Source organism: Mesorhizobium sp. M1217 (genome assembly GCF_040318275.1).
Classification (GTDB): domain Bacteria; phylum Pseudomonadota; class Alphaproteobacteria; order Rhizobiales; family Rhizobiaceae; genus Mesorhizobium.
The window spans coordinates 56,401-80,590 of sequence record NZ_JAMYMA010000002.1 but is presented as its reverse complement, the minus strand read 5'-3'; the positions used below and the strand labels follow the sequence as shown (position 1 = coordinate 80,590).

General features: G+C 61.9%; 25 protein-coding genes and 1 pseudogene. 16 read left to right on the top strand and 10 right to left on the bottom strand.

What is annotated here, in order from left to right; all coding sequences use genetic code 11:
* Window positions 1-140 precede the first annotated feature (140 nt).
* Genes pstS through phoB form a run of 6 tightly spaced genes read left to right on the top strand, consistent with a single transcriptional unit; the run spans window position 141 to window position 5,349 of the window.
* The gene (gene pstS / locus NKH37_RS03030) at window positions 141-1,202 is read left to right on the top strand and encodes a phosphate ABC transporter substrate-binding protein PstS (RefSeq protein WP_031194537.1); all 1,062 of its coding nucleotides are present in this window, start codon (window positions 141-143) and stop codon (window positions 1,200-1,202) included.
* A gap of 59 nt (window positions 1,203-1,261) precedes the next feature.
* The gene (gene pstC / locus NKH37_RS03025) at window positions 1,262-2,248 is read left to right on the top strand and encodes a phosphate ABC transporter permease subunit PstC (RefSeq protein ID WP_023720930.1); all 987 of its coding nucleotides are present in this window, start codon (window positions 1,262-1,264) and stop codon (window positions 2,246-2,248) included.
* 3 nt (window positions 2,249-2,251) lie between these two features.
* Window positions 2,252-3,103: a phosphate ABC transporter permease PstA gene (gene pstA, locus NKH37_RS03020; protein WP_023720929.1), complete on the top strand. Its 852-nt coding sequence runs from the start codon at window positions 2,252-2,254 to the stop codon at window positions 3,101-3,103.
* Window positions 3,100-3,903, top strand: coding sequence for a phosphate ABC transporter ATP-binding protein PstB (gene pstB / locus NKH37_RS03015; RefSeq protein WP_023720928.1), 804 nt, complete (start codon window positions 3,100-3,102; stop codon window positions 3,901-3,903). The genes pstA and pstB overlap by 4 nt, the downstream gene beginning before the upstream one ends.
* A 32-nt stretch (window positions 3,904-3,935) precedes the next feature.
* Window positions 3,936-4,643 (top strand): phosphate signaling complex protein PhoU, encoded by a 708-nt coding sequence (gene phoU / locus NKH37_RS03010; RefSeq protein WP_023678534.1) that lies wholly within the window; start codon window positions 3,936-3,938, stop codon window positions 4,641-4,643.
* 16 nt (window positions 4,644-4,659) lie between these two features.
* Window positions 4,660-5,349, top strand: coding sequence for a phosphate regulon transcriptional regulator PhoB (gene phoB, locus NKH37_RS03005; RefSeq protein WP_031212149.1), 690 nt, complete (start codon window positions 4,660-4,662; stop codon window positions 5,347-5,349).
* Window positions 5,350-5,358: 9 nt separating this feature from the next.
* Here phoB and NKH37_RS03000 read toward each other — a convergent pair whose 3' ends face one another.
* Window positions 5,359-6,603 (bottom strand): ROK family protein, encoded by a 1,245-nt coding sequence (locus tag NKH37_RS03000; protein WP_352480860.1) that lies wholly within the window; start codon window positions 6,601-6,603, stop codon window positions 5,359-5,361.
* 286 nt (window positions 6,604-6,889) lie between these two features.
* Here NKH37_RS03000 and xylF point away from each other — a divergent pair, with 286 nt between their 5' ends.
* From xylF to NKH37_RS02980, 4 genes and pseudogenes are all read left to right on the top strand, one after another.
* Window positions 6,890-7,930: a D-xylose ABC transporter substrate-binding protein gene (xylF, locus tag NKH37_RS02995; RefSeq protein ID WP_352480859.1), complete on the top strand. Its 1,041-nt coding sequence runs from the start codon at window positions 6,890-6,892 to the stop codon at window positions 7,928-7,930.
* A 142-nt stretch (window positions 7,931-8,072) separates the two neighbouring features.
* Window positions 8,073-9,437, top strand: a complete 1,365-nt coding sequence (locus NKH37_RS02990) for a sugar ABC transporter permease (RefSeq protein WP_352574833.1) — start codon at window positions 8,073-8,075, stop codon at window positions 9,435-9,437.
* A 77-nt stretch (window positions 9,438-9,514) separates the two neighbouring features.
* Window positions 9,515-10,309 (top strand): ATP-binding cassette domain-containing protein, encoded by a 795-nt coding sequence (locus NKH37_RS02985; protein ID WP_352480857.1) that lies wholly within the window; start codon window positions 9,515-9,517, stop codon window positions 10,307-10,309.
* A gap of 130 nt (window positions 10,310-10,439) precedes the next feature.
* A pseudogene (locus NKH37_RS02980) lies at window positions 10,440-12,061 on the top strand (CHASE domain-containing protein).
* A gap of 99 nt (window positions 12,062-12,160) precedes the next feature.
* Here NKH37_RS02980 and NKH37_RS02975 read toward each other — a convergent pair.
* The 5 genes from NKH37_RS02975 to NKH37_RS02955 form a co-directional block, all read right to left on the bottom strand.
* Window positions 12,161-12,406: a YMGG-like glycine zipper-containing protein gene (locus NKH37_RS02975; RefSeq protein ID WP_006328050.1), complete on the bottom strand. Its 246-nt coding sequence runs from the start codon at window positions 12,404-12,406 to the stop codon at window positions 12,161-12,163.
* A 346-nt stretch (window positions 12,407-12,752) separates the two neighbouring features.
* Entirely contained in the window at window positions 12,753-12,923 is a 171-nt protein-coding gene (locus tag NKH37_RS02970; protein ID WP_353003793.1) for a hypothetical protein, read from the bottom strand.
* A gap of 132 nt (window positions 12,924-13,055) precedes the next feature.
* Window positions 13,056-14,090 (bottom strand): sensor histidine kinase, encoded by a 1,035-nt coding sequence (locus NKH37_RS02965; RefSeq protein ID WP_352574835.1) that lies wholly within the window; start codon window positions 14,088-14,090, stop codon window positions 13,056-13,058.
* A 191-nt stretch (window positions 14,091-14,281) separates the two neighbouring features.
* Complete coding sequence (locus NKH37_RS02960; RefSeq protein ID WP_023678541.1) at window positions 14,282-14,446, bottom strand: DUF1328 domain-containing protein; 165 nt, start codon at window positions 14,444-14,446, stop codon at window positions 14,282-14,284.
* A 226-nt stretch (window positions 14,447-14,672) separates the two neighbouring features.
* Window positions 14,673-15,467, bottom strand: a complete 795-nt coding sequence (locus NKH37_RS02955; RefSeq protein ID WP_023678542.1) for a response regulator — start codon at window positions 15,465-15,467, stop codon at window positions 14,673-14,675.
* A 216-nt stretch (window positions 15,468-15,683) separates the two neighbouring features.
* On the opposite strand from NKH37_RS02955, the gene NKH37_RS02950 reads away from it, so the two are divergent.
* Window positions 15,684-15,887, top strand: a complete 204-nt coding sequence (locus NKH37_RS02950) for a NepR family anti-sigma factor (RefSeq protein ID WP_023720919.1) — start codon at window positions 15,684-15,686, stop codon at window positions 15,885-15,887.
* Window positions 15,888-15,890: 3 nt separating this feature from the next.
* Entirely contained in the window at window positions 15,891-16,442 is a 552-nt protein-coding gene (locus NKH37_RS02945; RefSeq protein ID WP_023678544.1) for a sigma-70 family RNA polymerase sigma factor, read from the top strand.
* A gap of 30 nt (window positions 16,443-16,472) precedes the next feature.
* On the opposite strand, the gene NKH37_RS02940 is transcribed toward NKH37_RS02945, so the two are convergent.
* The gene (locus tag NKH37_RS02940; RefSeq protein ID WP_353003792.1) at window positions 16,473-16,841 is read right to left on the bottom strand and encodes a response regulator; all 369 of its coding nucleotides are present in this window, start codon (window positions 16,839-16,841) and stop codon (window positions 16,473-16,475) included.
* Window positions 16,842-17,066: 225 nt separating this feature from the next.
* On the opposite strand from NKH37_RS02940, the gene NKH37_RS02935 reads away from it, so the two are divergent.
* A complete protein-coding gene (locus NKH37_RS02935) occupies window positions 17,067-17,393 on the top strand; it encodes an ElaB/YgaM/YqjD family protein (protein WP_023720917.1) in 327 nt (108 codons plus the stop codon).
* 10 nt (window positions 17,394-17,403) lie between these two features.
* Complete coding sequence (locus NKH37_RS02930; RefSeq protein ID WP_023720916.1) at window positions 17,404-17,883, top strand: hypothetical protein; 480 nt, start codon at window positions 17,404-17,406, stop codon at window positions 17,881-17,883.
* 58 nt (window positions 17,884-17,941) lie between these two features.
* On the opposite strand, the gene NKH37_RS02925 is transcribed toward NKH37_RS02930, so the two are convergent.
* A complete protein-coding gene (locus NKH37_RS02925) occupies window positions 17,942-19,468 on the bottom strand; it encodes a sensor histidine kinase (RefSeq protein ID WP_353003791.1) in 1,527 nt (508 codons plus the stop codon).
* A 146-nt stretch (window positions 19,469-19,614) separates the two neighbouring features.
* Here NKH37_RS02925 and NKH37_RS02920 point away from each other — a divergent pair, with 146 nt between their 5' ends.
* Window positions 19,615-19,788 carry a hypothetical protein gene (locus tag NKH37_RS02920; RefSeq protein WP_353003789.1) on the top strand — a complete coding sequence of 58 codons (174 nt, stop codon included), beginning with the start codon at window positions 19,615-19,617 and terminating at the stop codon, window positions 19,786-19,788.
* A 59-nt stretch (window positions 19,789-19,847) separates the two neighbouring features.
* Here the strand turns inward: NKH37_RS02920 and NKH37_RS02915 are convergent, their stop codons facing one another.
* The gene (locus NKH37_RS02915; protein ID WP_353003787.1) at window positions 19,848-20,768 is read right to left on the bottom strand and encodes a diacylglycerol/lipid kinase family protein; all 921 of its coding nucleotides are present in this window, start codon (window positions 20,766-20,768) and stop codon (window positions 19,848-19,850) included.
* Window positions 20,769-21,020: 252 nt separating this feature from the next.
* On the opposite strand from NKH37_RS02915, the gene NKH37_RS02910 reads away from it, so the two are divergent.
* Window positions 21,021-22,367 carry a PRC-barrel domain-containing protein gene (locus NKH37_RS02910; protein ID WP_353003785.1) on the top strand — a complete coding sequence of 449 codons (1,347 nt, stop codon included), beginning with the start codon at window positions 21,021-21,023 and terminating at the stop codon, window positions 22,365-22,367.
* 51 nt (window positions 22,368-22,418) lie between these two features.
* Here NKH37_RS02910 and NKH37_RS02905 read toward each other — a convergent pair whose 3' ends face one another.
* Window positions 22,419-23,987: an alkaline phosphatase family protein gene (locus tag NKH37_RS02905; RefSeq protein ID WP_353003783.1), complete on the bottom strand. Its 1,569-nt coding sequence runs from the start codon at window positions 23,985-23,987 to the stop codon at window positions 22,419-22,421.
* Between the last annotated feature and the right edge of the window lie 203 nt (window positions 23,988-24,190).

The following is a 24,190-nucleotide window of genomic DNA, read 5'->3' as shown; positions in this document are numbered from 1 at the left end:
GTTCCTTCTTAACCCGGCTGGACGACGTTACCGGAGCGACATGAAACTGTCATGCGACTGTAATAATCGGGGGCTATTGGCCTCAGCGGGCGCCGGAGGAATGGCGCCGAGAGACCATATTCCGAACAGGAGCAGGCCACATGAGACATTTCATCCGCTCGGCGGCCGTTGCGATTGCAATGGCTGCGGCGACGACTACCCTCACCCTGTCCGCCGCGCTCGCCGCGGACATCTCCGGCGCCGGCGCCACCTTCCCCTACCCGATCTATGCGAAGTGGGCCGACACTTACAAGAAAGACACCGGCATTGGGCTTAACTATCAGTCGATCGGTTCCGGCGGCGGCATCAAGCAGATCAAAGCCAAGACCGTTACCTTCGGCGCTTCTGATGCGCCGCTGAAAGGCGAAGAGCTTGAATCGTCCGGATTGGCTCAGTTCCCGATGGTGATGGGCGGCATCGTTCCCGTCGTCAACCTCGAAGGCATCAAGCCGGGCGAGTTGGTTCTCGACGGCCCGACGCTGGCCGACATCTTCCTCGGCAAGATCACGAGCTGGGATGACGAGGCGATCAAGAAGCTCAATCCCGACGTCAAGCTGCCTTCGCAGGCGATCGCGGTCGTTCACCGTTCCGATGGGTCGGGCACGACGTTCAACTTCACATACTACCTCGGCGACGTCAGCGCGGACTGGAAAGAAAAGGTCGGCGTCGACAAGGCCGTGGAATGGCCCGTGGGCATCGGCGCCAAGGGCAATGAGGGCGTTGCCAACAACGTCTCCCAGACCGGCGGCGCGATCGGCTATGTCGAATACGCCTATGCCAAGCAGAACAAGCTCACCCACACCGATATGATCAACAAGGACGGCAAGAAGGTCGAACCCACCGCGGCGGCATTCTCGGCGGCAGCGGCCAATGCCGACTGGAGCTCGCAGCCGGGCTATGGCGTCATCCTCGCCAACGAGCCGGGCGCCGAGTCCTGGCCAATGACGGCGGCGACGTGGATCCTCCTGTACAAGAAGCCGGACGACGCGGCGACCACCGGCGAAGCGCTCAAATTCTTCGCCTGGGCATACGACAAGGGCGACGAGATGGCCGGCGAGCTGGACTACGTTCCGATGCCCGACAAGGTGGTCGAGAGCGTCAAGGCCATGTGGGCCAAGGAAGTCGTCGGCAGCGACGGCAAGCCGCTCTACTCGGCTATGTAATCTCCTCCAGGGAGGGCGTCGACGGCGCCCTCCCTGTTGCCTTCAATCGCGAGGACCCAATGACCATCGCTTCCGATGCCATGCTATCATCTGCAGCCCGGGCCAGGGAAGCTACGGTGCGGCGCTTCGCGCTCACAGACGCCATATTCCGCGGACTCACCCGCGCTTCCGCAATTCTTGTGCTGGTCATCCTCGGTGGTGTCGCAATCTCGCTGTTTGCCGGCTCATGGCAGGCCCTGTCGTCCTTCGGGTTCTCTTTCCTGACGACTGAAAGCTGGAATCCGGTAACGGAAAAATTTGGCGCGCTGGCGCCGATCTACGGCACGCTGGTCACGGCGGCCATCGCCATCCTGATCGCGGTTCCGATCGGCATCGGCATTGCCGTGTTTCTCACCGAACTCTGCCCGCGCCCGCTCAGGCGCCCGATCGGCATAGCGGTCGAGCTGTTGGCCGGCATTCCCTCGATCATCTACGGCATCTGGGGCCTGTTCGTGTTCGCGCCGTTCCTGCAGACGACGATACAGCCCTTCATCATCAACATCTTCCACGGCGTGCCGGGACTATCCAGCCTTTTCGCCGGCCCTCCTTACGGCATCGGCCTTCTGACCTCGGCGCTGATCCTCGCCATCATGGTGCTGCCCTTCATCACCTCGATCACCAAGGACGTCTTCGATACGGTGCCGGCGGTGCTGAAGGAATCGGCCTACGGCATCGGTTGCACGACCTGGGAAGTGACCCGGCGCGTGGTCATTCCCTATACCCGCATCGGTATCATGGGCGGCGTCATGCTTGGCCTCGGCCGCGCGCTCGGCGAAACCATGGCGGTGACCTTCGTCATTGGCAACGCCCACCGCATCAGCGCCTCTCTGTTCGCGCCGGGCACGACGATCTCGGCGACCATCGCCAATGAGTTCACCGAGGCCGACGGCGATCTCTACACCTCCTCTCTGGTTTCGCTCGGCCTGATCCTGTTCGTCATCACTTTCCTGATCCTTGCCGCCGCCCGCTATATGCTGATGCGGATCGACGCCCGTACGGGAGTCTGACCGATGTCGACATCCTCATCGCTCCACAGCCGCCGCAAAGCCAGAAATTCGGTGATGATGGCGCTTTGCGTCGTCGCCGCCGGCATCGGGCTTGCCTGGCTGGCGCTCATTCTCGGTGCACTGGTCTATAAGGGCACAGCCGGGCTTTCGTTCGCGGTCTTCACCGAGATGACGCCACCGCCAGGCGAGGCCGGCGGCCTGCTCAATGCAATCGCGGGCAGCCTGCTGATGACGATCATCGCCGTTGTCGTCGGCACGCCGATCGGCGTGCTGGCGGGAACCTACATGGCCGAATATGGGCGTTTCTCGCGCATCACCACCGTCGTGCGCTTCATCAACGACATCCTGTTGTCGGCGCCGTCGATCATCATCGGCTTGTTCGTCTATGAACTGATGGTGCGGCCAATGGGACATTTCTCGGCCATAGCCGGCGCCGTTGCGCTTGCCATCCTGGTCATTCCGGTGGTCGTGCGCACCACTGAAGACATGCTCAACCTGGTGCCGAACGCGTTGCGTGAAGCCGGCGCCGCGATCGGCGCGCCGCGCTGGGTGGTGATCCGCTCGGTCGCCTACCGCGCCGCATTGTCCGGCATCGTCACCGGCATATTGCTGGCGATAGCACGCATTTCCGGCGAGACGGCGCCGCTGCTCTTCACCGCGCTCAACAACCAGTTCTGGAGCAGCAATATCAACGCGCCGATGGCCAGCCTGCCGGTGACCATCTTCCAGTTCGCTCTCAGCCCTTATGAGGAATGGCAGCAACTGGCGTGGACCGGCGCACTCATAATCACCCTGACGGTTCTGGGCTTGAGCATCCTCGCCCGCAGCCTTACCGGACGCAGAGAGGACAGATGACACAGATGTTGTCCCCGGACATGACGATGACCGAAACGGTCGCCGAGAAGACGAAGATCGAGGTCAAGAACCTCAACTTCTACTACGGCCAGAGCAAGGCGTTGAAGGACATCACCTTGTCGCTGCCCGAGCGCAGCGTCACTGCCTTCATCGGCCCTTCGGGCTGCGGGAAATCGACGCTGCTGCGTGTGTTCAACCGCATCTACGAACTCTACCCGAAGCAGACAGCCGAGGGCCAGGTGCTGCTCGACGGCAAGAACATTCTCGACCGCTCGCAGGACCTCAATCTCCTGAGGACCAAGATCGGCATGGTGTTCCAGAAGCCGACGCCGTTCCCGATGTCGATCTACGAGAACATCGCCTTCGGCGTCAGGCTTTATGAGAATCTGGGCAAGTCCGAAATGGACGGCCGCGTCGAACAAGCGTTGAAGCGGGCCGCGCTGTGGGGCGAGGTCAAGGACAAGCTCAACGCCAGCGGCTTGAGCCTGTCAGGCGGCCAGCAGCAGCGGCTTTGTATTGCCCGCACCGTGGCCGTGAAGCCGGAAGTCATTCTGCTCGACGAACCGGCTTCGGCCCTCGACCCGCTGTCGACTGCCAAGATCGAGGAACTGATCGACGAATTGCAAGCCGACTATACGATCGTCATCGTCACCCACAACATGCAGCAGGCGGCGCGCGTGTCGCGCCAGACCGCCTTCATGTATCTGGGTGAACTGGTCGAGTTCGACCGGACCGAGAAGATCTTCACGTCGCCCCGCGAGAAGCGCACGCAGGACTACATCACTGGCCGCTTCGGCTGAGCCGTTCCGATCATGCATATGAGGACAGGACCATGGGCGAACACACAGTCGCTTCTTTCGACGAGGATCTCGAGCAGATCAGCAAGCTGATCCGCGACATGGCCGACCTCGCCGGTTCGATGGTCGGCGGGGCGACCAAGGCCCTGTTGAATTCCGACAACGTGCTGGCGCAACGCGTCGTTTCCGACGACGCCATCATGGATGCGCGTCAACGCGAACTGGACGACCGCGCCATCACCCTGATCGCCAAACGCCAGCCGATGGCCCACGATCTTCGCCATGTGGTCGGAGCGATCCGCATGGCGGGCGACCTCGAACGCATCGGCGACCTTGCCAAGAATATCGCCAAGCGCGTGAGTGCGGTCGGCCTCAGCGCCACGCCGCGGGACCTGTCGCATTCCATCGACGCGATGGCGCAGCTGGTTCTCATCCAGGTGCAGGGTGTCATCGAGGAATATGCTGCAGGCGATGCGGCCGCGTTGGCCAAGCTGCGTGCCGCCGACGAGCGCATCGACGTCAAATACACGTCCGTGTTCCGCGAGCTGTTGACCTACATGATGGAAGATCCGCGCAACATCACCGCTTGCACGCACCTGCTGTTCTGCGCCAAGAATCTGGAGCGGATCGGCGACCATGTCACCAACATCGCCGAAAATGCGTATTATGTGCTGACCGGCGAGCAATTGCCGGTCAATCGTCCGAAGCAGGACGAAACGACAATGTCCGCACCGGTGACATGATGGGGGTGCCCAGCCGATGATCGCACCACGCATAATGGTGGTGGAGGACGAGGAGCCATTGGGTGTGCTGCTCCGCTACAATCTCGAATCCGAAGGCTACCAGGTCGAGGTGGTGACACGCGGCGACGAAGCCGAGATCCGTTTGCAGGAGAATGTGCCCGACCTTTTGGTGCTCGACTGGATGATACCAGCGGTTTCCGGCATCGAGCTCTGTCGTCGGTTGCGGGTGCGCCCCGAAACCGAGCGGCTGCCGATCATCATGCTGACCGCGCGCGGCGAGGAGAGCGACCGGGTGCGCGGGCTTTCGACCGGCGCCGACGACTATCTGGTCAAACCGTTTTCGACACCGGAATTCATGGCCAGGGTCAAGGCGCTGCTGCGGCGCGCCAAGCCGGAAGTGCTGTCCAGCGTGCTGAAGGTCGGCGACATCGTGCTCGATCGCGAATCGCACAGGGTCTATCGCAAGAAGAGCGAAATCAGGCTCGGGCCGACCGAATTCCGGCTGCTCGAGTTCATGATGCGGCATCCGGGCCGTGTCTTCTCGCGCAGCCAGTTACTCGATAATGTCTGGGGCGAGACAATCTACATCGACGAACGCACCGTCGACGTGCATGTCGGGCGGCTGCGCAAAGCCGTCAACAACGGCCGGATGCCGGATGTCATCCGCACCATCCGCGGTGCCGGCTATGCGATCAGGGAAGATTGACCCGCCTGGTCAGGCTACGTTCTTTCTGACGCTGGGCCTCATTTGCGCGCCCGGCGCGAAAATCTCCTGGTCGACGAAGCTTAGCGCCCGCATCGCGCAGCCTTCGCGGATCAGCGGCAATTCGTTCGGCTCTGTATCGAAGGAGATCGAGCCCGAATGCTGGCCGCCGGCGGTCTGGGCGATTGCCTTCCGCAAGGCCGGCTCGATCAGATCGAAGGCGGCGGCACTGGCGCCGACCATCGCGACCGGTGCCGGATCGATCAGCGCGAACAGCGAGCCGAGACCGAAACCCAGCGCTTCGCCGGCCTTGCGGTAGGCCTCGCGTTCCGGCCCATCTTTCTCGCGCGCCCGGGCCGCCAGTGCTCGCATGTCGGCGTCGCTGACGTCGGCGATCGGTTCGCTTTCTTCGCTCATCTGCCTGGCGTTGCGCCAGATGGCGTAGTTGCCGGCATAGGCCTCGATGCAGCCGCGCCGCCCGCAACGGCAGAGCGCGCCGCCCGGACGATGGATCATGTGGCCAAATTCGCCACCCGAGGAATGCGTCCCGGTGAACAGTTCGCCCTTCAGCACCAGCCCCATGCCGATGCCATGCGAAAGCAGGATGGCGATGAAGTCGTCGCGATAGCGATCCGGATTGCGCCAGCGCAAAGCCACCGCCATCATGTTGCAGTCGTTCTCCACCGTTGCCGGGATGCCGAATTCGTCCTCCAGCATGTCGGCAAAGGCGATGTCGGTCTGCGGCGTGATCGGCGACCACAGCATGGCGCGTGCAGGGGAGTCGGTAATGCCCTGAATCGCCAGGGCGATGCGGGCGACACTGCGGACGTCAAGGTCTGGATCCTGCAGCCGGCGCCGGACGATGGCCATGCATTCACGGATCAGCTCGTCGCGCGGCATGGTCAGCGTGTCCAGCCGGCGCTGTTCCTCGGCGACCACCTGTCCCGTATAGTCGATAATGGCGGCCGACAGGAAATTCAGCGACAACACCACGGTCAGCACCGCCGCCGCTTCCGGGTTGAGGGCGAGGCCGACCTGCGGACGACCGCGTTTCAACGAAACGGGCTCACTTGCCTTGCTCTCGGCGAGGATGCCTTCCCGTATCAGGTCGGAAGAGATCGCCGATATGGTCGAATGACTGAGGCCGGTAGTAGCTGCGATCTCAGTACGCGATGGCTGGCCGGCCCGGCGCACCGCCGAGATCACCATCGCCCGGTTGCGCCGGCGCAAATCGTCATGGCGGATTCCGACCGACATTGTTTTGCTTTCCTCCCGGTTGCCGCGGCCGCTCATGAACCGGAAGCCGTCGGTAATGTCCGACAAATAGTGTCGGACGCAGGCAAATAGTGTCAGATGCAGGTGGCGCTGTCATCGTTTATTCCGACGCTCGAAAAAACTCGCAGAGTCATCAAAATCCATCAGAATCGATGTTGACAGCAGCCGGAGATCGGGCCAGTATTTTTTCGAGGCTCGAAAAAATTAGAGCTTCTAAGCTGGTCTTTGAGCCAATTGGTCACGCCGTACGCGGCGCAGGGAGGATATGATGAAGAAATTCACGACCGCCATTCTGGCGGGTGTCGCCATGACGCTGGCGCTGGCGTCGGTGGCGCAGGCTAAAGACAAGGTCATCGGCGTTTCCTGGTCGAACTTCCAGGAAGAGCGCTGGAAGACCGACGAGGCCGCAATGAAGGCGGCCATTGAGGCCGCAGGCGACAAGTATATTTCCGCCGACGCACAGTCCAACCCCGGCAAGCAGCTCACCGACGTCGAGAGCCTGATCTCGCAGGGCGCCAGCGCACTGATCATCCTGGCGCAGGACGCCTCGGCCATCGGGCCGGCCGTGCAGAAGGCACTGGACGAAGGCATCCCGGTCGTCGGCTATGACCGGCTGATCGAGAACAAGGACGTGTTCTATCTGACCTTCGACAACAAGGAAGTCGGCCGCATGCAGGCCCGCGAAGTCTTCAAGGTGAAGCCGGAAGGCAACTACGTCTTCATCAAGGGTTCGGGTTCCGATCCGAATGCCGATTTCCTGTTTGCCGGTTCGATGGAGGTGCTGAAGGAGGCCATTGACGGCGGCAAGATCAAGAATGTCGGCGAGGCCTATACGGACGGCTGGCTGCCGGCCAACGCTCAGAAGAACATGGAACAGTTCCTGACCGCCAACGACAACAAGGTCGATGCCGTGGTCGCCGCTAATGACGGCACTGCCGGCGGCGTCGTCGCCGCGCTGACGGCGCAAGGGCTGGCCGGATCGGTTCCGGTTTCGGGCCAGGACGGCGACCACGCCGCGCTGAACCGCATCGCGCTCGGCACACAGACCGTGTCGGTGTGGAAGGATGCGCGCGAGCTCGGCAAGAATGCCGCCGAGATCGCCTCGCAACTGGCCGACGGCAAGCAGATGACCGACATTGCCGGCGTGAAGGATTTCACCACGCCCGGCGGCAATACCGTCAAGTCGCTGTTCCTGACCCCGGTCGCCATCACCAAGGACAACCTCAACGTCGTCATCGACGCCGGCTGGATCAAGAAAGAAGAGGTCTGCGCCGGGGTGACGGCTGGCACTGTTGCAGTCTGCAACTGAGCCGACGTTTCCGAAAAGTCCGAACGCCGCGGCCGCTCGCCGCGGCGTTTTTCCAACAAGAGTTGTTTTTCCGCTTCCGGCGGATAACTTCTAGGCTGCTTCCGGCATCCGCGGCAGACGGCAACCCGGCGGGAGAAACATCATGACCGACACGACGTCCAACACGCCGGTCGACAGCACGACAGACCGGGCACGGGAATCCGAACTCGGCATTGTTGCCCGATTTCTCAAGGCAACCGAACTCGACACGCGCATGCTCGGCATGGTCGGCGCGCTGCTGGTCATCTGGGTCGGCCTGCATGTCATTTCTAGCGTACGGCTCGGCGTCAATCCGTTCGACTTCGACAGCCGGACCTTCCTGACGCCACGCAATCTCTGGAACCTGTCGGTGCAGACTTCGGCCGTGGCCATAATGGCCGCCGGAATGGTGCTGGTTATCGTCATGCGCAATATCGACCTGTCGGTCGGCTCCGCCGAAGGCCTGATCGGCGTGGTCATGGGTTTTGCGCAGGTGCATTTCCTGGTGCGAATGGTCGGTCTGCAATTAGGCAACCCCTGGATCTGGATCCTGGCGCTGGCCATCGGCCTCGCGCTTGGCCTTCTGATCGGAGCGTTCCAGGGATACATCATCGCTTATCTCGAGGTGCCGGCCTTCATCGTGACGCTGGGCGGCCTTCTGGTCTGGCGGGGTGCCGCATGGTGGGTCGCCAGTGGGCAGACGATTGCGCCGCTGGATGCCACTTTCCAGCTGATGGGCGGCGGACCGACGGGTTCGATCGGTGCGCGATGGAGCTGGATCGTCGGAATTGTCGCGTGCCTGGCGGTTGTGTTCATGCTGCTCAACGGGCGGGTGCAGCGCAAGCGGTTCCGCTTCCCGTTACGCCCGATCTGGGCCGAGACGTTCCTCGGGGCCGTCACTTGCCTTGTCATCATGGGCGCCATATGGCTTGCCAATTCCTATCCTTGGCCGGTCGGCATCGTGAACAGATATGCGGCGGCCAACAATATAACCGTTCCCGAAGGCGGGCTGTTCATCGCCCATGGCATCGCCATACCCGTGCTGATGGCTGTAGCCGTAGGGCTGATCATGACCTTCATCGCCAAGCGTACCCGTTTCGGCCGCTATGTCTTCGCCATCGGCGGCAATCCGGAAGCAGCCAACCTTGCCGGTATCAACACGCGCTGGGTGACCATGAAGGTGTTCATGATCATGGGCGTGCTGGCGACGATCGCCGCAGCGATCTCGTCAGCCAGGCAGAACTCGTCGACCAATGCGCTGGGCACGCTGGACGAGCTCCTGGTCATCGCGGCGGCGGTGATCGGCGGCACGTCGCTCGCCGGCGGCTCCGGCACAGTGCTCGGCGCCATGCTCGGCGCGCTTTTGATGCAGTCGCTGCAGTCCGGTATGGTGCTGCTCGGCATCGATTCGCCGCTGCAGAGCATCGTTGTCGGAGCCGTGCTGGTGGTCGCGGTGTGGCTCGATACCGTCTATCGCAAACGGGTCTGAGCATGATCCCGCAAGGTGGAAACCGGTTTTCGTACAACTTGATGCTCAAGCAGGATCTATAGGGAGGAAGGACGAGCATGGCAGACAAAACCGCTCCCACGCCGCTGATCGACATGCGCAACATCTCCATCGCTTTCGGCGGCATTCGCGCCGTCGACGATGCCTCTGTCGACCTTTTCCCGGGCGAGGTGATGGCTTTGCTCGGTCACAACGGTGCCGGCAAATCGACGTTGATAAAAATCCTGTCCGGCGCCTACAAGCGCGATGCGGGCCAGATTTTCGTCAACGGCGAGGAAGCTTCGATCTCCAATCCCCGCGACGCCAAGAAGTACGGCATCGAGACGATCTACCAGACGCTGGCGCTGGCCGACAATGTCGATGCGGCCGCCAACCTGTTTCTCGGCCGCGAGCTGATGACCGGCTGGGGTACGCTCGACGACGTCGCCATGGAGGCCGAGGCGCGCAAGGTGATGGGCAGGCTCAATCCGCGTTTCCAACGCTTCAAGGAGCCGGTGGTAAAGCTTTCGGGCGGCCAGCGGCAGTCGGTGGCGATCGCCCGCGCCATCCTGTTCAATGCTCGCATCCTGATCATGGACGAGCCGACGGCGGCACTCGGGCCGCAAGAGACGGCGCAGGTCGGCGAACTGGTCAGGCAGCTCAAGTCCGACGGCATCGGCATCTTCCTGATCAGCCATGATATTCACGACGTGTTCGAGCTTGCCGACCGTGTCTGCGTCATGAAGAACGGTCGGGTTGTCGGAACGACGCGCACAACCGACGTCACCCAGGACGAGGTGCTCGGCATGATCATCCTCGGCAAGTGCCCACCCGGCGCCATTCCGGGGCCGGGCGCGCTGAAGATCGCCGCATGAACGAGAATTAGCCGGCTAATCACAAGCCGCCAAAATGTGCCAGCCGTCACCATGCATTGGCCTCGCCATTGTGTTGGCGTCAGGACTTGCCCATAAAGATGCCGAACCGTCCATCGGGACGTATCAGCAATTGAAGAAGCTTTTTCCGACCGTCGCTTTTATCGCCGTCGCGCTGATCAGCCTGACGATGGCGGGTTTTGCCTATTTTGCCACCCAGGAGGCGGCCCGCATTAAATTCGAGGCGACGGCAGACGACGCGCTTAACCGGATCGAAAGCCGCATCGACCTGGACCTGTCGCTGCTGCGTTCGACCCGGGCGCTGTTCGACGCACGCAATGGCGGTATCTCGCAGGGCGAGTTCAAGGCCTTCTTCAACGCGCTCGACATCGAGAATAATTTCGCCGGCCTGCGCGGCATCGGTTTCCTTCGCCTGGCGAAAACTGGCAACGAGGCGGCGGTCGAGCGCGACATCCTGCACGATCACGGCGCAAGCCATCCGATCTATCCCGACACGAACTTACCGTGGCGTACGCCCATCGTGCTGTTCGAACCGCTGGATCCGTCCAACAAATCCAGCATCGGCTACGACATGTTCACCGGGCCGGCGCGGCGCGAGGCGATCGAAAAGGCGATGACCGACGACCAGCAGCACGCCAGCGGGCTCGTGCAGTTCGGCAAGGATACGGGTGCCGCGCAGACCTTTACCGGGTTCCTCGTCTTCGTCCGGCTCAATGTCGAAACCGCGCCGGACGCCGTGAACGCGACGAGATCCTCGACTGCCGGCTTCCTTTATGCGGCCTTCCGCGCCCGTGATCTGTTCCAGGCTGCGCTCAGCCGGGCACCATTGCTGCCGGTCAACACCGAGATCTATGACGGCACGGTGGACAGCGACAACCTGCTGTTCCAATCGGAAACGCCGCCTGTTTCGAGCCTCGGCGACAGGCTGCTGGTCACCCGCAAGATCACCGTCGCCGGCCGGCCGTGGGTCGTCCTGTTCAGGGGACAAGTGCTTTCTCGCAACCTTCCTCGCGCGCCATCCCGGTGATGCTCGGATTGTTCGGACTGCTGCTTGCGGGCGCCATCGCGCTGGTGGCCCGCTATCAGGAGCGGGCCTATGAGGCGGTCTCGCTGCTTCACGAAACGACCGAAAAGAGCCTGCTGGAAAAAGACCTGATGCTGCAGGAGATGAAGCATCGCATCAAGAACTCGATCACGCGGGTGCTGGCAATCGCGCGCCAGACAGCATCGCACACCACCGACGTCCAGGAATTCTCGGCTTCTTTCTCGGCCCGGCTGCAGGCGATGGCGGCTTCCCAGGACATGCTGACGCGCTCACGCTGGCGGAAAGCCGATCTCGGCGACCTGCTGCGCATCGAGCTAGGCCAGGTGTTCGGCAGCGAGCTTCCTGAAGGGCTGCTGTCGGGACCGCAGGTTCTTCTCGATGAAAAGACGACGCAGGCACTCGGCCTCGTCTTTCACGAACTGGCGACGAATGCGCTGAAGCATGGCGAAGCCGGCAATTCAGTCGGTGCGCTGAAGGTCGACTGGTCGCTCGACGCCCGTAGCGGCACCCGGACATTGGCTCTCAACTGGCGCGAGGCCGGTCAGAAGAAGCTCGAGACACCGGCAAAGAGCGGTTTTGGCACCAGACTGATCGATCTCAACGTCACGCGCGAATTGCGTGGCACAATCAGGCGCGATTTTCGCGAAGATGGCTTGAACGTGGAAATCAAGGTTCCGCTGCCGGCCTGAAACGCCGTCTCGTGGGCCGCGTCGCAACAGCGCTCTAAAAGGGCAAACGCGGAGACAGGTGGCCTGCCTCCGCGTTTGCTGTTCGCCTGGAGCTCGAAACTAGTTGCAGCGAGCTGTGTAAATCCGGCCGTGACGATCTCTGTATTGGCAGTAGCCATTTTGCAGACGGCGAACGAGCAGACCGCCAATCGCACCAGCGCCGGCGCCGATCAAAGCGCCCTTGCCGCCGCCGACAGCGCCACCAATGAGCGCGCCGCCCACAGTGCCGATACCCACGTTCTCTTCCGTGGTGGTGCAGCCGCTGACCGCAACCACGGCAACCATGGCAATAATCATCTTCCGCATGGAGTCATCCTCACTTTTGTCCTCACTTTAATAAGCTCCAGCCGCCATTTAGCATGAAAGTACGGCCTTTGCCCGCACGATTTCATTGTTGATTAAGATAGTCTTTTTCGGGGCGTGCGCCGTTCGATGCTACCACGAACCCGGAAATCTCCAAGGACGCATCGAGCGTGCCGCTGGGACGCACGTTCCAGACGATCCTGTCATAGTCGTCCTCGAGCACCGGATCGACGGCAAGGCATCTGGCGACGACATGTTGGGCCTGGCCCGGCAGGTCGGTGACCGCGAACGGGCACGGCCGAGCACTCGGGCAGTGGTTTCAAAGCGATCAAGCAGAGGCGAGTTCGATTCAGATCAGTTGGGACGCGGCGGTCAGGACGATCGCGGCCATAAGCGCGATAGCGGCGAAGCGGAGGGGCGAAGCACGAGGCGCGGGCGCTGCGGACGCGTCGGGATCCTGAAAACCGCCCATCGAGACGCGAGCGGGCTGTTCCAGTCTGTTCAAGTCGGCAGCCGTCAAGGCCCATTCCCTTCATTTTGTGCCAAACTCAATCCGGTGGATCGGCACGTTCGCACAGGATCGGACTTTATGGTGAACAGTCGGTTAAAGATGGCGATGCGCAGCAAGCCTTCGCGCGGCGACCGCCGCTCGTTAATCCGTCTCGAAATTGCCGTGAGGAACGACAAGGCGGTATTCGAGGCGGTTCCCGGTGATCTCAAGTGTCGCCGTTCCATTCAATGAAGTGGGCACGACGCGTTCGAGCGCGACGCTGCCAAAACGCTTCTCACTGCGCTGATTGTCGTTGGCTCCGATCACTTCGGCCCATGTCAGCGACAGCGCAGGCTCGCCAGCGGAAGCTGCCGTCAGATCGGCCGTCACCTCGACGAAACCGTCGCTGCGCGACAGTGCGCCATAGCTGACCGAATTGACGGCGAGCTCATGCATGGCCAAGCCGATGTGCAAGGCGGCATTGGGGTTGAGATATGGATTTGCGCCGCGGAAGCGTAGGCTGTGCAAGGGATCCGCGCCGTACCTGCCGACCTGACCGGAAACCAGCTCGCGCAGCGCCGCTCCCCGCCAGTTGGATGACGTAACCAAATCCTGCGAGGAGGCCAGCGACTGCAATCGGCCGCGGAAGCGCGTCAGGAAATCGTCAATGCTGCCGGAATAACGGCCCGTCTGGGTGGCGATACTCTGGATGATGGCCAAAAGGTTCTTGGAGCGATGACTGACTTCGCGCAGCAGCGCCTTCAACGTCTGCTCCCGGCGTTTCTGCTCGGTTGTTTCGACCATGGTGGTCACGACGCCCTGCACCGCGCCGGTCTCGCTGCGGTCGGCGTCTATCCACACCTGAAACCAGCGGGCGCCGTCATCGGCCGGCACGCTGAGTTCAAGATGTTGAGGATTGCCGGAGACGATGACGTCGTGCTTGGCGGCGCCGATACGCTCTGCCTGCGCCGGCGGCAAGATGCCGGTGTTGTCGGAGGCATCGGAAGTCCAGGGCGCGCGCATGTTGCGCGCCCACACCGTCTTCATCTCGCGATCCTGGTACAGGACGGAAATCCCGGCATTGTGCAGTGCATGGAGAAGGGCCCGGCCAAGCTGCATCCCGCTTTCGGCGGGATGCAAAGCGATGATCTCATCACTCTGGCCGCGGTCTTTCATTTTTCCGACTCTGGAACGCATCGGTCAATTTGCTCAACCCATGTCGGGCTGAACGGTTCGCGGAAAAATGGGTTCCAAAAAGAGGAGGTTCGTATCAAGCCTTAAAAAGCGGTCCGCCGAGCGGCATCCCGTTGGAGGACACTGCCCGGCGGTGGCTGGAAACCGTTTGAGGGGTGCGGCTTCCAGTGTTCGCTTGAATGGCCGCTTGGCATTCACGCTCGTCTGATCAGGCCGGCAATAAGCGATATGATCAGGAAGGCGAGAAAGATGAAGAACAATATCTGCGCTATGCCGGCCGAGGTGCCAGCGATGCCGCCGAAACCAAGCGCACCGGCGATAATCGCCACGACGAGAAATACGAGCGCCCAGTAAAGCATGATCGATCTCCTTCCAATGCTGCGGTGAAAACGTGATTCGCCTCCGTTTGTTCCACCATTTTCCGAAAAAGACGATGCTGAAAATCTTCAGGGCCCGAATTGCCGCGGTGTGTGGAAAGGTCCAGTTGGTTGCCCCAGTTGGTTGCCAGTGAATTGAGCCGGCGTCACGCCCATCTGATCCGAGAGAGCGGCTGTCTCGGCGGCCGCAGTTCGGCCGTCCGCTGTTTCATGCCGCGGCTTTCGCGTGCCGGTCAAAGAACAGGGCCTGGCTGATAAGAGCCTTGACCATGTCCGGATTGAACGGCTTGGTAACCAGGAAAGCCGGTTCCGGCCGCTCGCCGGTGAGCAGGCGCTCGGGAAAGGCGGTGATGAAGATCACCGGTACCGAGGTCGACGACAGGATCTCATTGACGGCCGCTATGCCCGAACTTCCGTCGGCAAGCTGGATATCGGCAAGCACCATCTTTGGCCGCGCCTTGCCGAACATCGCCACCGCCTCGGCGTGGGTGCGCGCCGTTCCGACGACGCGGTGGCCGAGGCTTTCGACCATTTCCTCGATATCCATGGCGATCAGCGGCTCATCCTCGATGATCAGCACGTCGGTTGCCACCTGACGGGAGATCTCGTTGCTCGCCTGCGCGAGGAGTTCGGAGAATTCCTGTTCGTCGACGTCGAGAATCTCCGCCGCCTCGTCTTCGCTGAAGCCTTCGACGGCGACCAGCAGAAAGGCCTGGCGGGGACGAGGCGCGATTGCATTCAGATTGGCCGCGGCGCGCTGCTCCCATGCCGATTGGGCATGCTCCTGCGGAACGCGAATGGCCACCGAGGTGAAGAGCTTGGCAAAGACCTTGTAGAGTGCGATGCGGTCGTTCGATGCGTCCGGAAAGATATCGACATCGGCAATGATGGCCTCGAGCATTGCGGCGACCAACGCGTCGCCGCTCTCCTGCGATCCGGATACGGCGCGCGAGAAGCGGCGCAGGAACGGCAGGTGCGGAGCGATGGTTGCTGATAGGCTCATATCGGACGTCTCCCTCATATGACGTGATTGCATGTTACAGCTAAAAACGGTTCGCAAGCCCAAAGTTAAAAACGCGGGTTGTGCGAAAAAGTTCCGGTCATGCGGAACTAAGTATGCGGGCTGGCGTTTAGGGCGGGGTTGGGCAACCAGACGAGGCTGCCGCTTGCCTTGCGTTATGTGTTGAAGGGGCGGCTTAAGGCTGGGACAAAGGGCGAAATGAAGAACATGACGAAAGCTACCACGGCTGGCGTTGGCAACGGGCGCCGGGCTGCTTCCCGCGACCCGCTTGGGCCGAACTCGGAAATCGGCCGCAAACTCAAACAATATTACGACGAGCTGGTCTCCGACAATGTGCCGGATCGCTTCGCACAACTGCTCAGCCAGTTGGAAAAGGCCGAACCTGTACAGAAGAAGGACTGAGGCATGGCGGCCGTCTCCCAGGGCTTCAAGACCGACTTGCTCGGCTCGATCCCGAGCCTGCGGGCTTTTGCCGTGTCGCTGACGCAAAATGCCGACAAGGCCGACGACCTGGTGCAGGAAACATTAGTCAAGGCCTGGGACAAGCATGAAAGCTTCCAACCCGGCACCAATCTGAAGGCATGGCTGTTCACGATCTTGCGCAACGAATTCTATTCGCAGATGCGCAAGCGCGGCCGCGAGGTGCAGGACAGCGATGGCGTCATGACGGCCAGACTTGCCGTTCATCCGGCCCAGCACGGCCAGCTTGACCTCGAAGACTTTCGCGGCGCGCTCGAGTTGCTGCCCGAAGACCAGCGCGAAGCCATTATCCTCATCGGCGCATCGGGCTTTTCCTACGAGGAAGCGGCCGAGATCTGCGGCTGCGCCGTCGGAACGATCAAGAGCCGCGTCAGCCGCGCCCGCACGCGGCTGCAGGAAATCTTGAAGATCTCCGGTGAAGACGAGTATGGCCCGGACGCAATTTCGGCTCAGGTGACGGGGTCGACGGCAGCGTGAAGCGTGGGCGTGTTCGAGCCGCTCCGCGCCTCAGCGCCTGCAGGCCGCTGCCACTGCCTCGACGAGATCGTCTCCCGAATAGGGCTTGGTGACCAGTCTGACGCCGGGAAAGGATTTCTTGATCTCGTCCATATCCGACTGGCCCGAGGCGAAGACGAACGGGATGCCCGCTTCACGCAGCCGTGAAGCAAATTGGAGCGTCGAAACGCCGCTCAGCATGAGGTCGACGATGGCCACATCGAACTGCGCGGCAACGTCTTGCTGTTCGATCTCATTCAGATCACGGGCGATGACCACATCGAGCGCGCCGTAGTCGCGGCAAAGCTGCTCGATATCCATGGCAATCAGGAACTCATCTTCCAGGATAAGAACCCGCAAACCGTCAAGCGATGGGTCCACGCAGCAATATCTCCTTAAGTGCGTCTCTATCTTGAAACCGGGGAAGTCATGATCGCTATTTGGCATGCTGTCATTTAAAAAAGACATGCCGGCGGATGCGTCGGCCTCGGCCCTTGCAAGGCATTTGCAACGAGCGCTGCCGGAGATAGGGTAGAAGAGGTTCGTGCCGGAACCTTGGGGTCTGTCGGGCGTTTTCGACCGAGCAAAAGCAAGGAGAGTGAAGCAATGGCGACTGCCGCAGGAAAGGCCGCGAACGAAGCCCGCACGAATTCCGATATTGAGGCCGACATCGCACAACTGAAGGCCGACATCGACCAACTTACCAAGCTGTTGGCCAAAACTGGCGAACATGGCTACGGGGCTGCGCGCCGCGCCGCCGCCGAGGGCGTCGAGCAGTTGCGAACCCAGGGCGAAGCAGCCTTCGACAGCCTGCGCAGCAACGCCAAGGACATCGAGGCGCAGCTGATAGCCCATATGCGCGAAAAGCCTGTGACTTCGCTGGCGATCGCCGCAGGCGTCGGGTTCCTCTTCGCACTCCTCGCGCGCCGCTAGTTCTGCACGCATGGGAATGCTTGCATCGCTGATCTCGGGCCTCGCCTCGGGCGAAACCATTGCGGCGATACAACGCGCGCGCGTCGCTGCGATGGTCTATTCGGTCGCAGCACTCGCGGCGCTGTGCGGCCTCGGCTTCCTGGTCGGGGCGGCCTATATCTGGACGGCGGCCCGCTATGGGCCGATGGCGGCGTCGCTGAGCTTCGGGATCGGCTTTCTGGCAATCGCCGGTCTCATCCTGCTCGTCTACCGGATGTCGGCCGGCTCGCGCGCCAGACGCCGGGCAAAGCGACGCAACGCTGACATGAAGGCGGTCGGCATCGCCGCTGCACTCGCCGTGCTGCCGGCGCTGCTCAAGGGCAAAGGTGGCGTGGCGAAGGGCGGATTGGGCGCCATTCTCGGCCCGGCGATAGCACTCGCAGCCTACGCCATCTACCGCGAGAACGTGAAGCCCGACTCCGACGATCCGGATACCGGCAAAGGGAAATAGTTCGGAAGCGGATAGTTCGGCGCAAACGATTCTGGCGCCCGGTCGTAAAATCCTCGCGTCACAAATCGTCGAGCGGCATCGATATTTCGGCGATTACGCCGTCGGGCCGGAATTCATGGGTCACCTCGCTGGAAATGACCTTGGCCAGGCTGCGGCGGATCAGGATCGAGCCGAAGCCATGGCGTTCGGGCGGCGCAACCCGCGGGCCGCCGCTTTCACGCCACGCCAGCAACAGACGTCGTGCACCCTTCCTGCCTTGCACCTTCCACTCGAGATCGACCTTTCCGGAAGAAACCGAGAGCGCCCCATATTGTAGTGCGTTGCTTGCCAGTTCATGCAGGATCAGGCCGAGCCCGACTGCCTGGTCGGGTGAGAGCAGGACATCGGTGCCGGAGATCGCCATGCGCGATTGTCCAGCGGTTTGAAACGGCTTTACCTCGATCTCCACCAACTCGCGGATGCCGATGCCGCGCCACTCGCGGTCCGACAGCAGGCTGTGCGCAACGCCCAGCGCCTGCAGCCTGGCGCTGAAAGCTTCAAGGAATTCGCTTGGCTGACGGGCATGGCGAACGGTCTGCGTCGCCAGCGCCTGTACGGTTGCCAAAGTGTTCTTGACACGGTGATTGAGCTCGCGCAGCAACAGCCGTTGACGTTCGTCGCCAAGCTTGCGTTCGGTGGTGTCGTAGTTGACGCCGAAGATCAGCGTCGGCTTGCCCTCGCCGTCGCGCTCTATGACGCGGCCGCGCGTTGCGATCCATCGCGGCGGATCGAGGCCTTTGACACGGTATTCGCCAAAATAATCGTCGCTGCCGGTCAGCGCGTCGCGAAAGCGTGTTTCGGTCTGATGAACGTCGCGCGGGTCGATGGCGGTCAGGATGTCGCGCGCTCTCAGCCTGTTCGACTTGGGCAAGTTGAACAATTCGGACAGCAGGACATCGCAGTCGATCATGTCACTGCGGATATCCCATGCCCAACTGGCGAGCGAAGCCGCGTCGAGCGCAATAGCGCGTCGCTTTTCCTCTCGAACCAGTGCGGCCTCGGCAATCGCCGCGCTGCGGGTTGCATCCTTCAGCGTGAACAGGCTGGCGGCGAGGCCAGCCAGCGCCGACAGCTGGTCGAGCTGGACAGAAGAGGGACGTGCGTGCGGCTTCCGGTCGAGCACGCAGAGCGTGCCGATCAGTGCGCCGTCGACCACGATCGGCACGCCGGCGTAAAAGCGGATGTGATGCTCGCCGGTGACCAGCGGATTGGCTTTGAACCGCGGATCCGCCGCCGCGTCGGCCACCACCATCGGCACGTCGCCGGCTGCGATGGTGTGGGCACAGAACGATGTCTCGGTTGCGGTTTCGGTCTCGTCGAGGCCGATACAGGACTTGAACCACTGCCGCTCGGCATCGACCAGCGTGATCAGTGCGACAGGCGTTTGCATCGCCGAAGCGGCAAGACCGCTGATACGGTCGAAATCAGGGTCGGCAGCCGTATCCAGCGCGTCGAGGCCGTGCAGCACGGCAAGGCGGTCCGCAGCGCCCACCACACGGCGAATATCGACCGGCAGGCCCGGCTTTGTCTGGCTATTGTCGTCCACTACGCCCCCAGTGGCCGGCCCCGCTGATTGATCAGGCCAACCGGCCCGTTTGCCGCCTTGTCGAGCCGGAACTTTCGCAGCGGGGAGCCGTTACCAGCCAATGCCCTGCTAGCTACGCCTGCCGGCGCCAAATATGGAGCCAGACCATGCCAAAAATCGTTTCTGAAAACAAAGCCCGTCAAGGGCGGCGAGGTCAGCATGTCCTTCGTATCCTGATCGCCGCGCTGTTGCTGGCTTTTATCGCCTGGGGCGTCGCCGAAATCTACGGCTGGATGATCGAGACGCCTAAGACCGAGCAGGGCAACACACCCAGCGGCTAAACTCTCTCCATCTCTCGTGCCAACCCGCATCACGCAACCCCACATCACGCCACCTCACGTCAGGCAACCTTTGCCTCGGCGGCGCGCGCCGGGACGAGAACATTCAACGCGCGCGGATGGATTTCGACGGTCGTCTCGCGATCGAGCTTTACCAGTTCGCCGTCCATGACGGCCTGAACTTTCCTGTTCGTCGAATGGATTTTCAAAACGGCGCGGTCTGCCTGATGGATTTCGACATGCTCGTTGCCGCGCCATTTCCCACGGGCGACGTCAAAGAGGAACCTGATCAATTCGCCGCGCCGCCGTGCCACGGTGACATAGATGCCCAGCACGCCGCCTGCCGGATTGTCGGCATAGGGCAGGTGGCCCTCGCCGAACAGATTGTTGGTGATGCCGATACCGGTGATCCGGGTTCTGATCTCGGCCTCACCGACCGTCAGCGTTACGTTCATCGCCGGTGGATTGTTGATCGTTGCCCAAGCGGCTCGCACCGAGGCACGCATCTTGCCCAGCCGCGAGCCGAATTCCATCTTCTGGCGCAGTTGCACCATCCTGGCGTGCATGCCGATCGAGAATTGATGCACGAAAGGCCGGCCGTTGGCTGTTGCAATGTCAATCGCCATCACCTCGCCGTCCGCAAACGATTTCAGTGCCGCATCGAGGGTCTGCGGAATACCGAGGCCGCGCGCAAAAAGGTTCATTGTGCCAGCCGGCAGAATTGCCAGCGCCTTCTCCCCATTCATCAAACGGGCTGCCGCGGCCGAAATGGTGCCGTCGCCGCCGCCCGCCAGCACGACGTCGATGCCGCGCCTGGAAGCTACGCCGTCCAGCGTGGCGACGATATCCTTGCCGGCGACGATTTCGATATCGATCGAGTGGCCGGCAGTCTCAAGCGTGCCGCGCATCCGGCTGGCGAAGGCCTCAAGATCGATGGTGCGCAGGGTGCCCCCGTCCTTGTTCAGCACCGCTGCAAACCGCATGGCCGTTCCATTTTCCAGTACCTATCGGGCCGGGACGGGGGCCCAGCCGGGAGTGGAACGGGGCGGCCGAGAAAATGTTCCGTTCGACCAGCGCGGCGAATCCGAGAACCATTGACATCGCACCGGGTGCACCGCGGCTTTTTTCGGAACAACAGTGTGGTCACAACGTTGTGAACATGCAGAAGACGCTGCGCCCGCAGTGACGCCAGGCGGGTAGGGCTTGCACGAAATCACCGACGAGGAGACACTAAGATGATCCGCACCCTTTTAACCACGACAGCAGTCGCAACATTGATTGCGACGGGTGCATTTGCGCAATCGGCGACGACCCCGGCGCCGGCGCAACCACCCGCCGCCCAGGATACCGCTCCGGCGATACGTGCCGAGGGCAGCCTTGTCACCAACATCATCGGCGAATCCGTCTATAATGGTACAGGCGACGATGCCCAGAATATCGGCAACATCAGCGACGTCGTCTTCGACGAGCGCGGCGAGGTAAAATCCGTCGTCATCGGCGTCGGCGGTTTTCTTGGCATAGGAACCAAGAACGTCGCTTTCGACTACAAAAAGATGCAATGGGCCGAAAGAAATGGCGACCGTTGGCTGATAGCGCAAACGACGAAGGATGAGTTGACGGCTCAGCCGGATTTCGACCGGAGGCCTTACGATCCGCCTCCGCCACCAGCTTCGGCGGATAATGCGGCGCCTGCCGCCCCTTCCACCAGCGCGCAAAATACAACCCCGGCGCCTGCCGCGCCGGCTGAGCCAGTGAAGCGCGCCGAGGGCAATCTCGCCACCAATATCATCGGCGAGACCGTCTATAACGGCACCGGCGACGACGCCCAAAACATCGGTGACGTGAACGACATCGTCATCAACAAGGAAGCCAAGGCGCAATCGCTGATCATCGGTGTCGGCGGCTTCCTCGGCATCGGCGAAAAGAACGTCGCCTATGATTTCGACAAGGCGCAGTGGGCCGAGAGGAACGGCGATCGCTGGCTGGTCGCGCAAACGACCAAGGAAGAGCTGCAGGCACAGCCGGACTTCAACCGCAAGGCCTATGATCCGGCCCCGGCAACCACTGCGTCGAACGATGCCGCGGCTACTGCGCCTGCCACCGTCACGCCTACCGTGACGGCCAGCAACACCGCGACGACCAGCAACACTGACCAAGCCAGTAAAACGGCTCAAAATGCCCCGGCGCCGGCGCCCACGGCTAATTCCGCGGCCGACCAGACCAAGACCGGCTCGATCGACAAGTCGACGCTGACTGAAATGCCGATAGGCGAAATCCGGGCCGAGGATCTGGTTGGAACAACCGTTTACGGCGCCAATGATGCCAATGTCGGCGAGATCGGCGACGTCGTGCTGAGCGGCGACAAGAAGGTCGACGCAGTCATCATCGACGTCGGCGGCTTCCTCGGCGTCGGCGAGAAGGAGGTGGCAGTCGGTATGGACAACCTGAAATTCATGACCGACAAGAACGGCAAGCGCTATCTCTACACGAACTTCACCAAGGAGCAGCTCGAGGCGCAGGCCGCCTATGACAAGGGCAGCTATGCGCAAAACCGCGACAAACAGCGCATGATCATGCGGTAAGCTGCATCTCAGTCGACAGGTAAGCCCGCGCCGGCAACGGCGCGGGCTTTCTCATGTCGACGCAAAAGGCAGGCCCGCGATATGGCCGGTAACGCCGTCATGCGTCAATTCGGCGAGCGCCAGCGACTGGTCGAGATGCTCGGCCCGCCAGGCAAGGAGCTTTTCGGCAAGTTCCAGCCGCGCCGGCCGATAGGCTGGGTCGTCCGCGACGCTGGTCACCTCGCCGGCGTCTTTCTCGAGGTCGAAGAGCAAGGGCGGCAGGCCACCGCCGAAATGCACATATTTGTACTTTTCCGTACGGATGACGGCGAGATTGCACTGGCGTTGACCGATGCCAAAATACCGTTCGGCATCACCATCCGCGATCGAGCGGAAATCGAACTCCCAATGGGCCGCGTCGCGCCAGGCGTCCGGCTCCGTCGCGTCCAGGAAAGGCGCCAGCGAGCGGCCGTCGAGATGCGGCAGCACTTCGCCGCCAGTGAGCTCGAGCAAGGTCGGCGCCAAATCCACCGCCTCGGTGAAGCGGTCGACGCTGCTGCCGACAGCCTTTCGGCGGCGCGGATCGCGAATGATCAGCGGAATATGGAAGCTGCCGTCGAAGAAGCCGCCCTTGCCCAGCATGAAATGGTCGCCCATCATCTCGGCGTGGTCGGAGGTCAGCACGATGACGGTGTCGTCCCATGCATCGGCCGCCTTGACTGCTTGCCAGACCCGGCCAAGCTGCGCATCGCTCTCCGAGATCATGCCGTAATAAAGCGCCCGAATGCGGCGAAAATTATCGTCGCCCCAGTCGCGCACCTTGCCCTCCGAGCCGGGCCGGAATTTCGACCGTTCCTGCCGGTCAAGTTCATAGGCGAGATAAGGGTGGCTTGCTGCTTCGGCCTGCCAGCTTTCGGCGCGGTCAAAAGCTGGACCGATGGCCAGATCGTACATGGCGTTGTAAGGCGCCGGCACGATGAAGGGTGGGTGAGGACTGATGAAGGAAAGGTGCGCGAACCACGGCGCATCGCGCTCCTGTTCGCCGAGCCAGCGGATAAATTCGCCGGCCAGGAAGGCCGACGGCGTTTCGTCCTTCGAATAGACGGGCGGGGCGTTGCTAACCCCGCCGTCGTTTTCCGGGATTTCACCCACCGGGAGATGGATGTCGGGGGAGCCGGCGCCGGCATCGACGCCGCGCGCCTTGAGCCATGACAGCCAAGGCTTCTGGTGCTCGGGCAGAAGCTGACGTACGGTGAAGCCGGGCAGCACGCCTTCATAGCTCTTCAGCTGCGGGTCGCCAGGCGCCAGCGTACGCGGATCGCGTGCCATATCAGTATAGCCGAACAGCGTCGGTTCATAGCCGAGGGCACGCGCCCGGAGCGCTATGTTGCCGTGGCGGGCGTCGAGCGGTGTGCCATTGCGGCAGACACGATTGTTCATCTGGTAGAGGCCGGTGTAGAGGCAGGCGCGCGCCGGCGAGCAAGGCGCGGCGCCGCCATAGTGCTTCTTGAAAAGAATGCCCTCTGCAGCCAACGCGTCGGCATTCGGCGTTCTTACCACCTTGTGGCCAGCAGCCGATAGGCAGTCGCCGCGCCACTGGTCGCAGGTGATCAGGAGAATGTTGGGGCGTTTTCCAATCAACCGCTATATCCTCATGCCGGCTACGTCGCTCATGGAGCGCAATTTCGGCGAATATGCAAGCCGGTCCAGTTTGCCGAATGGTGAACAAAACCTGTTTGATCGTTCACTTTAACAGCACAGTCCATTCTGTGTTTGCCATCTTTGCAGCCAGGAGCCGGATCCTCATATTTGCGTGGACAGCGGCAAGGGCCGCACCAGTACAA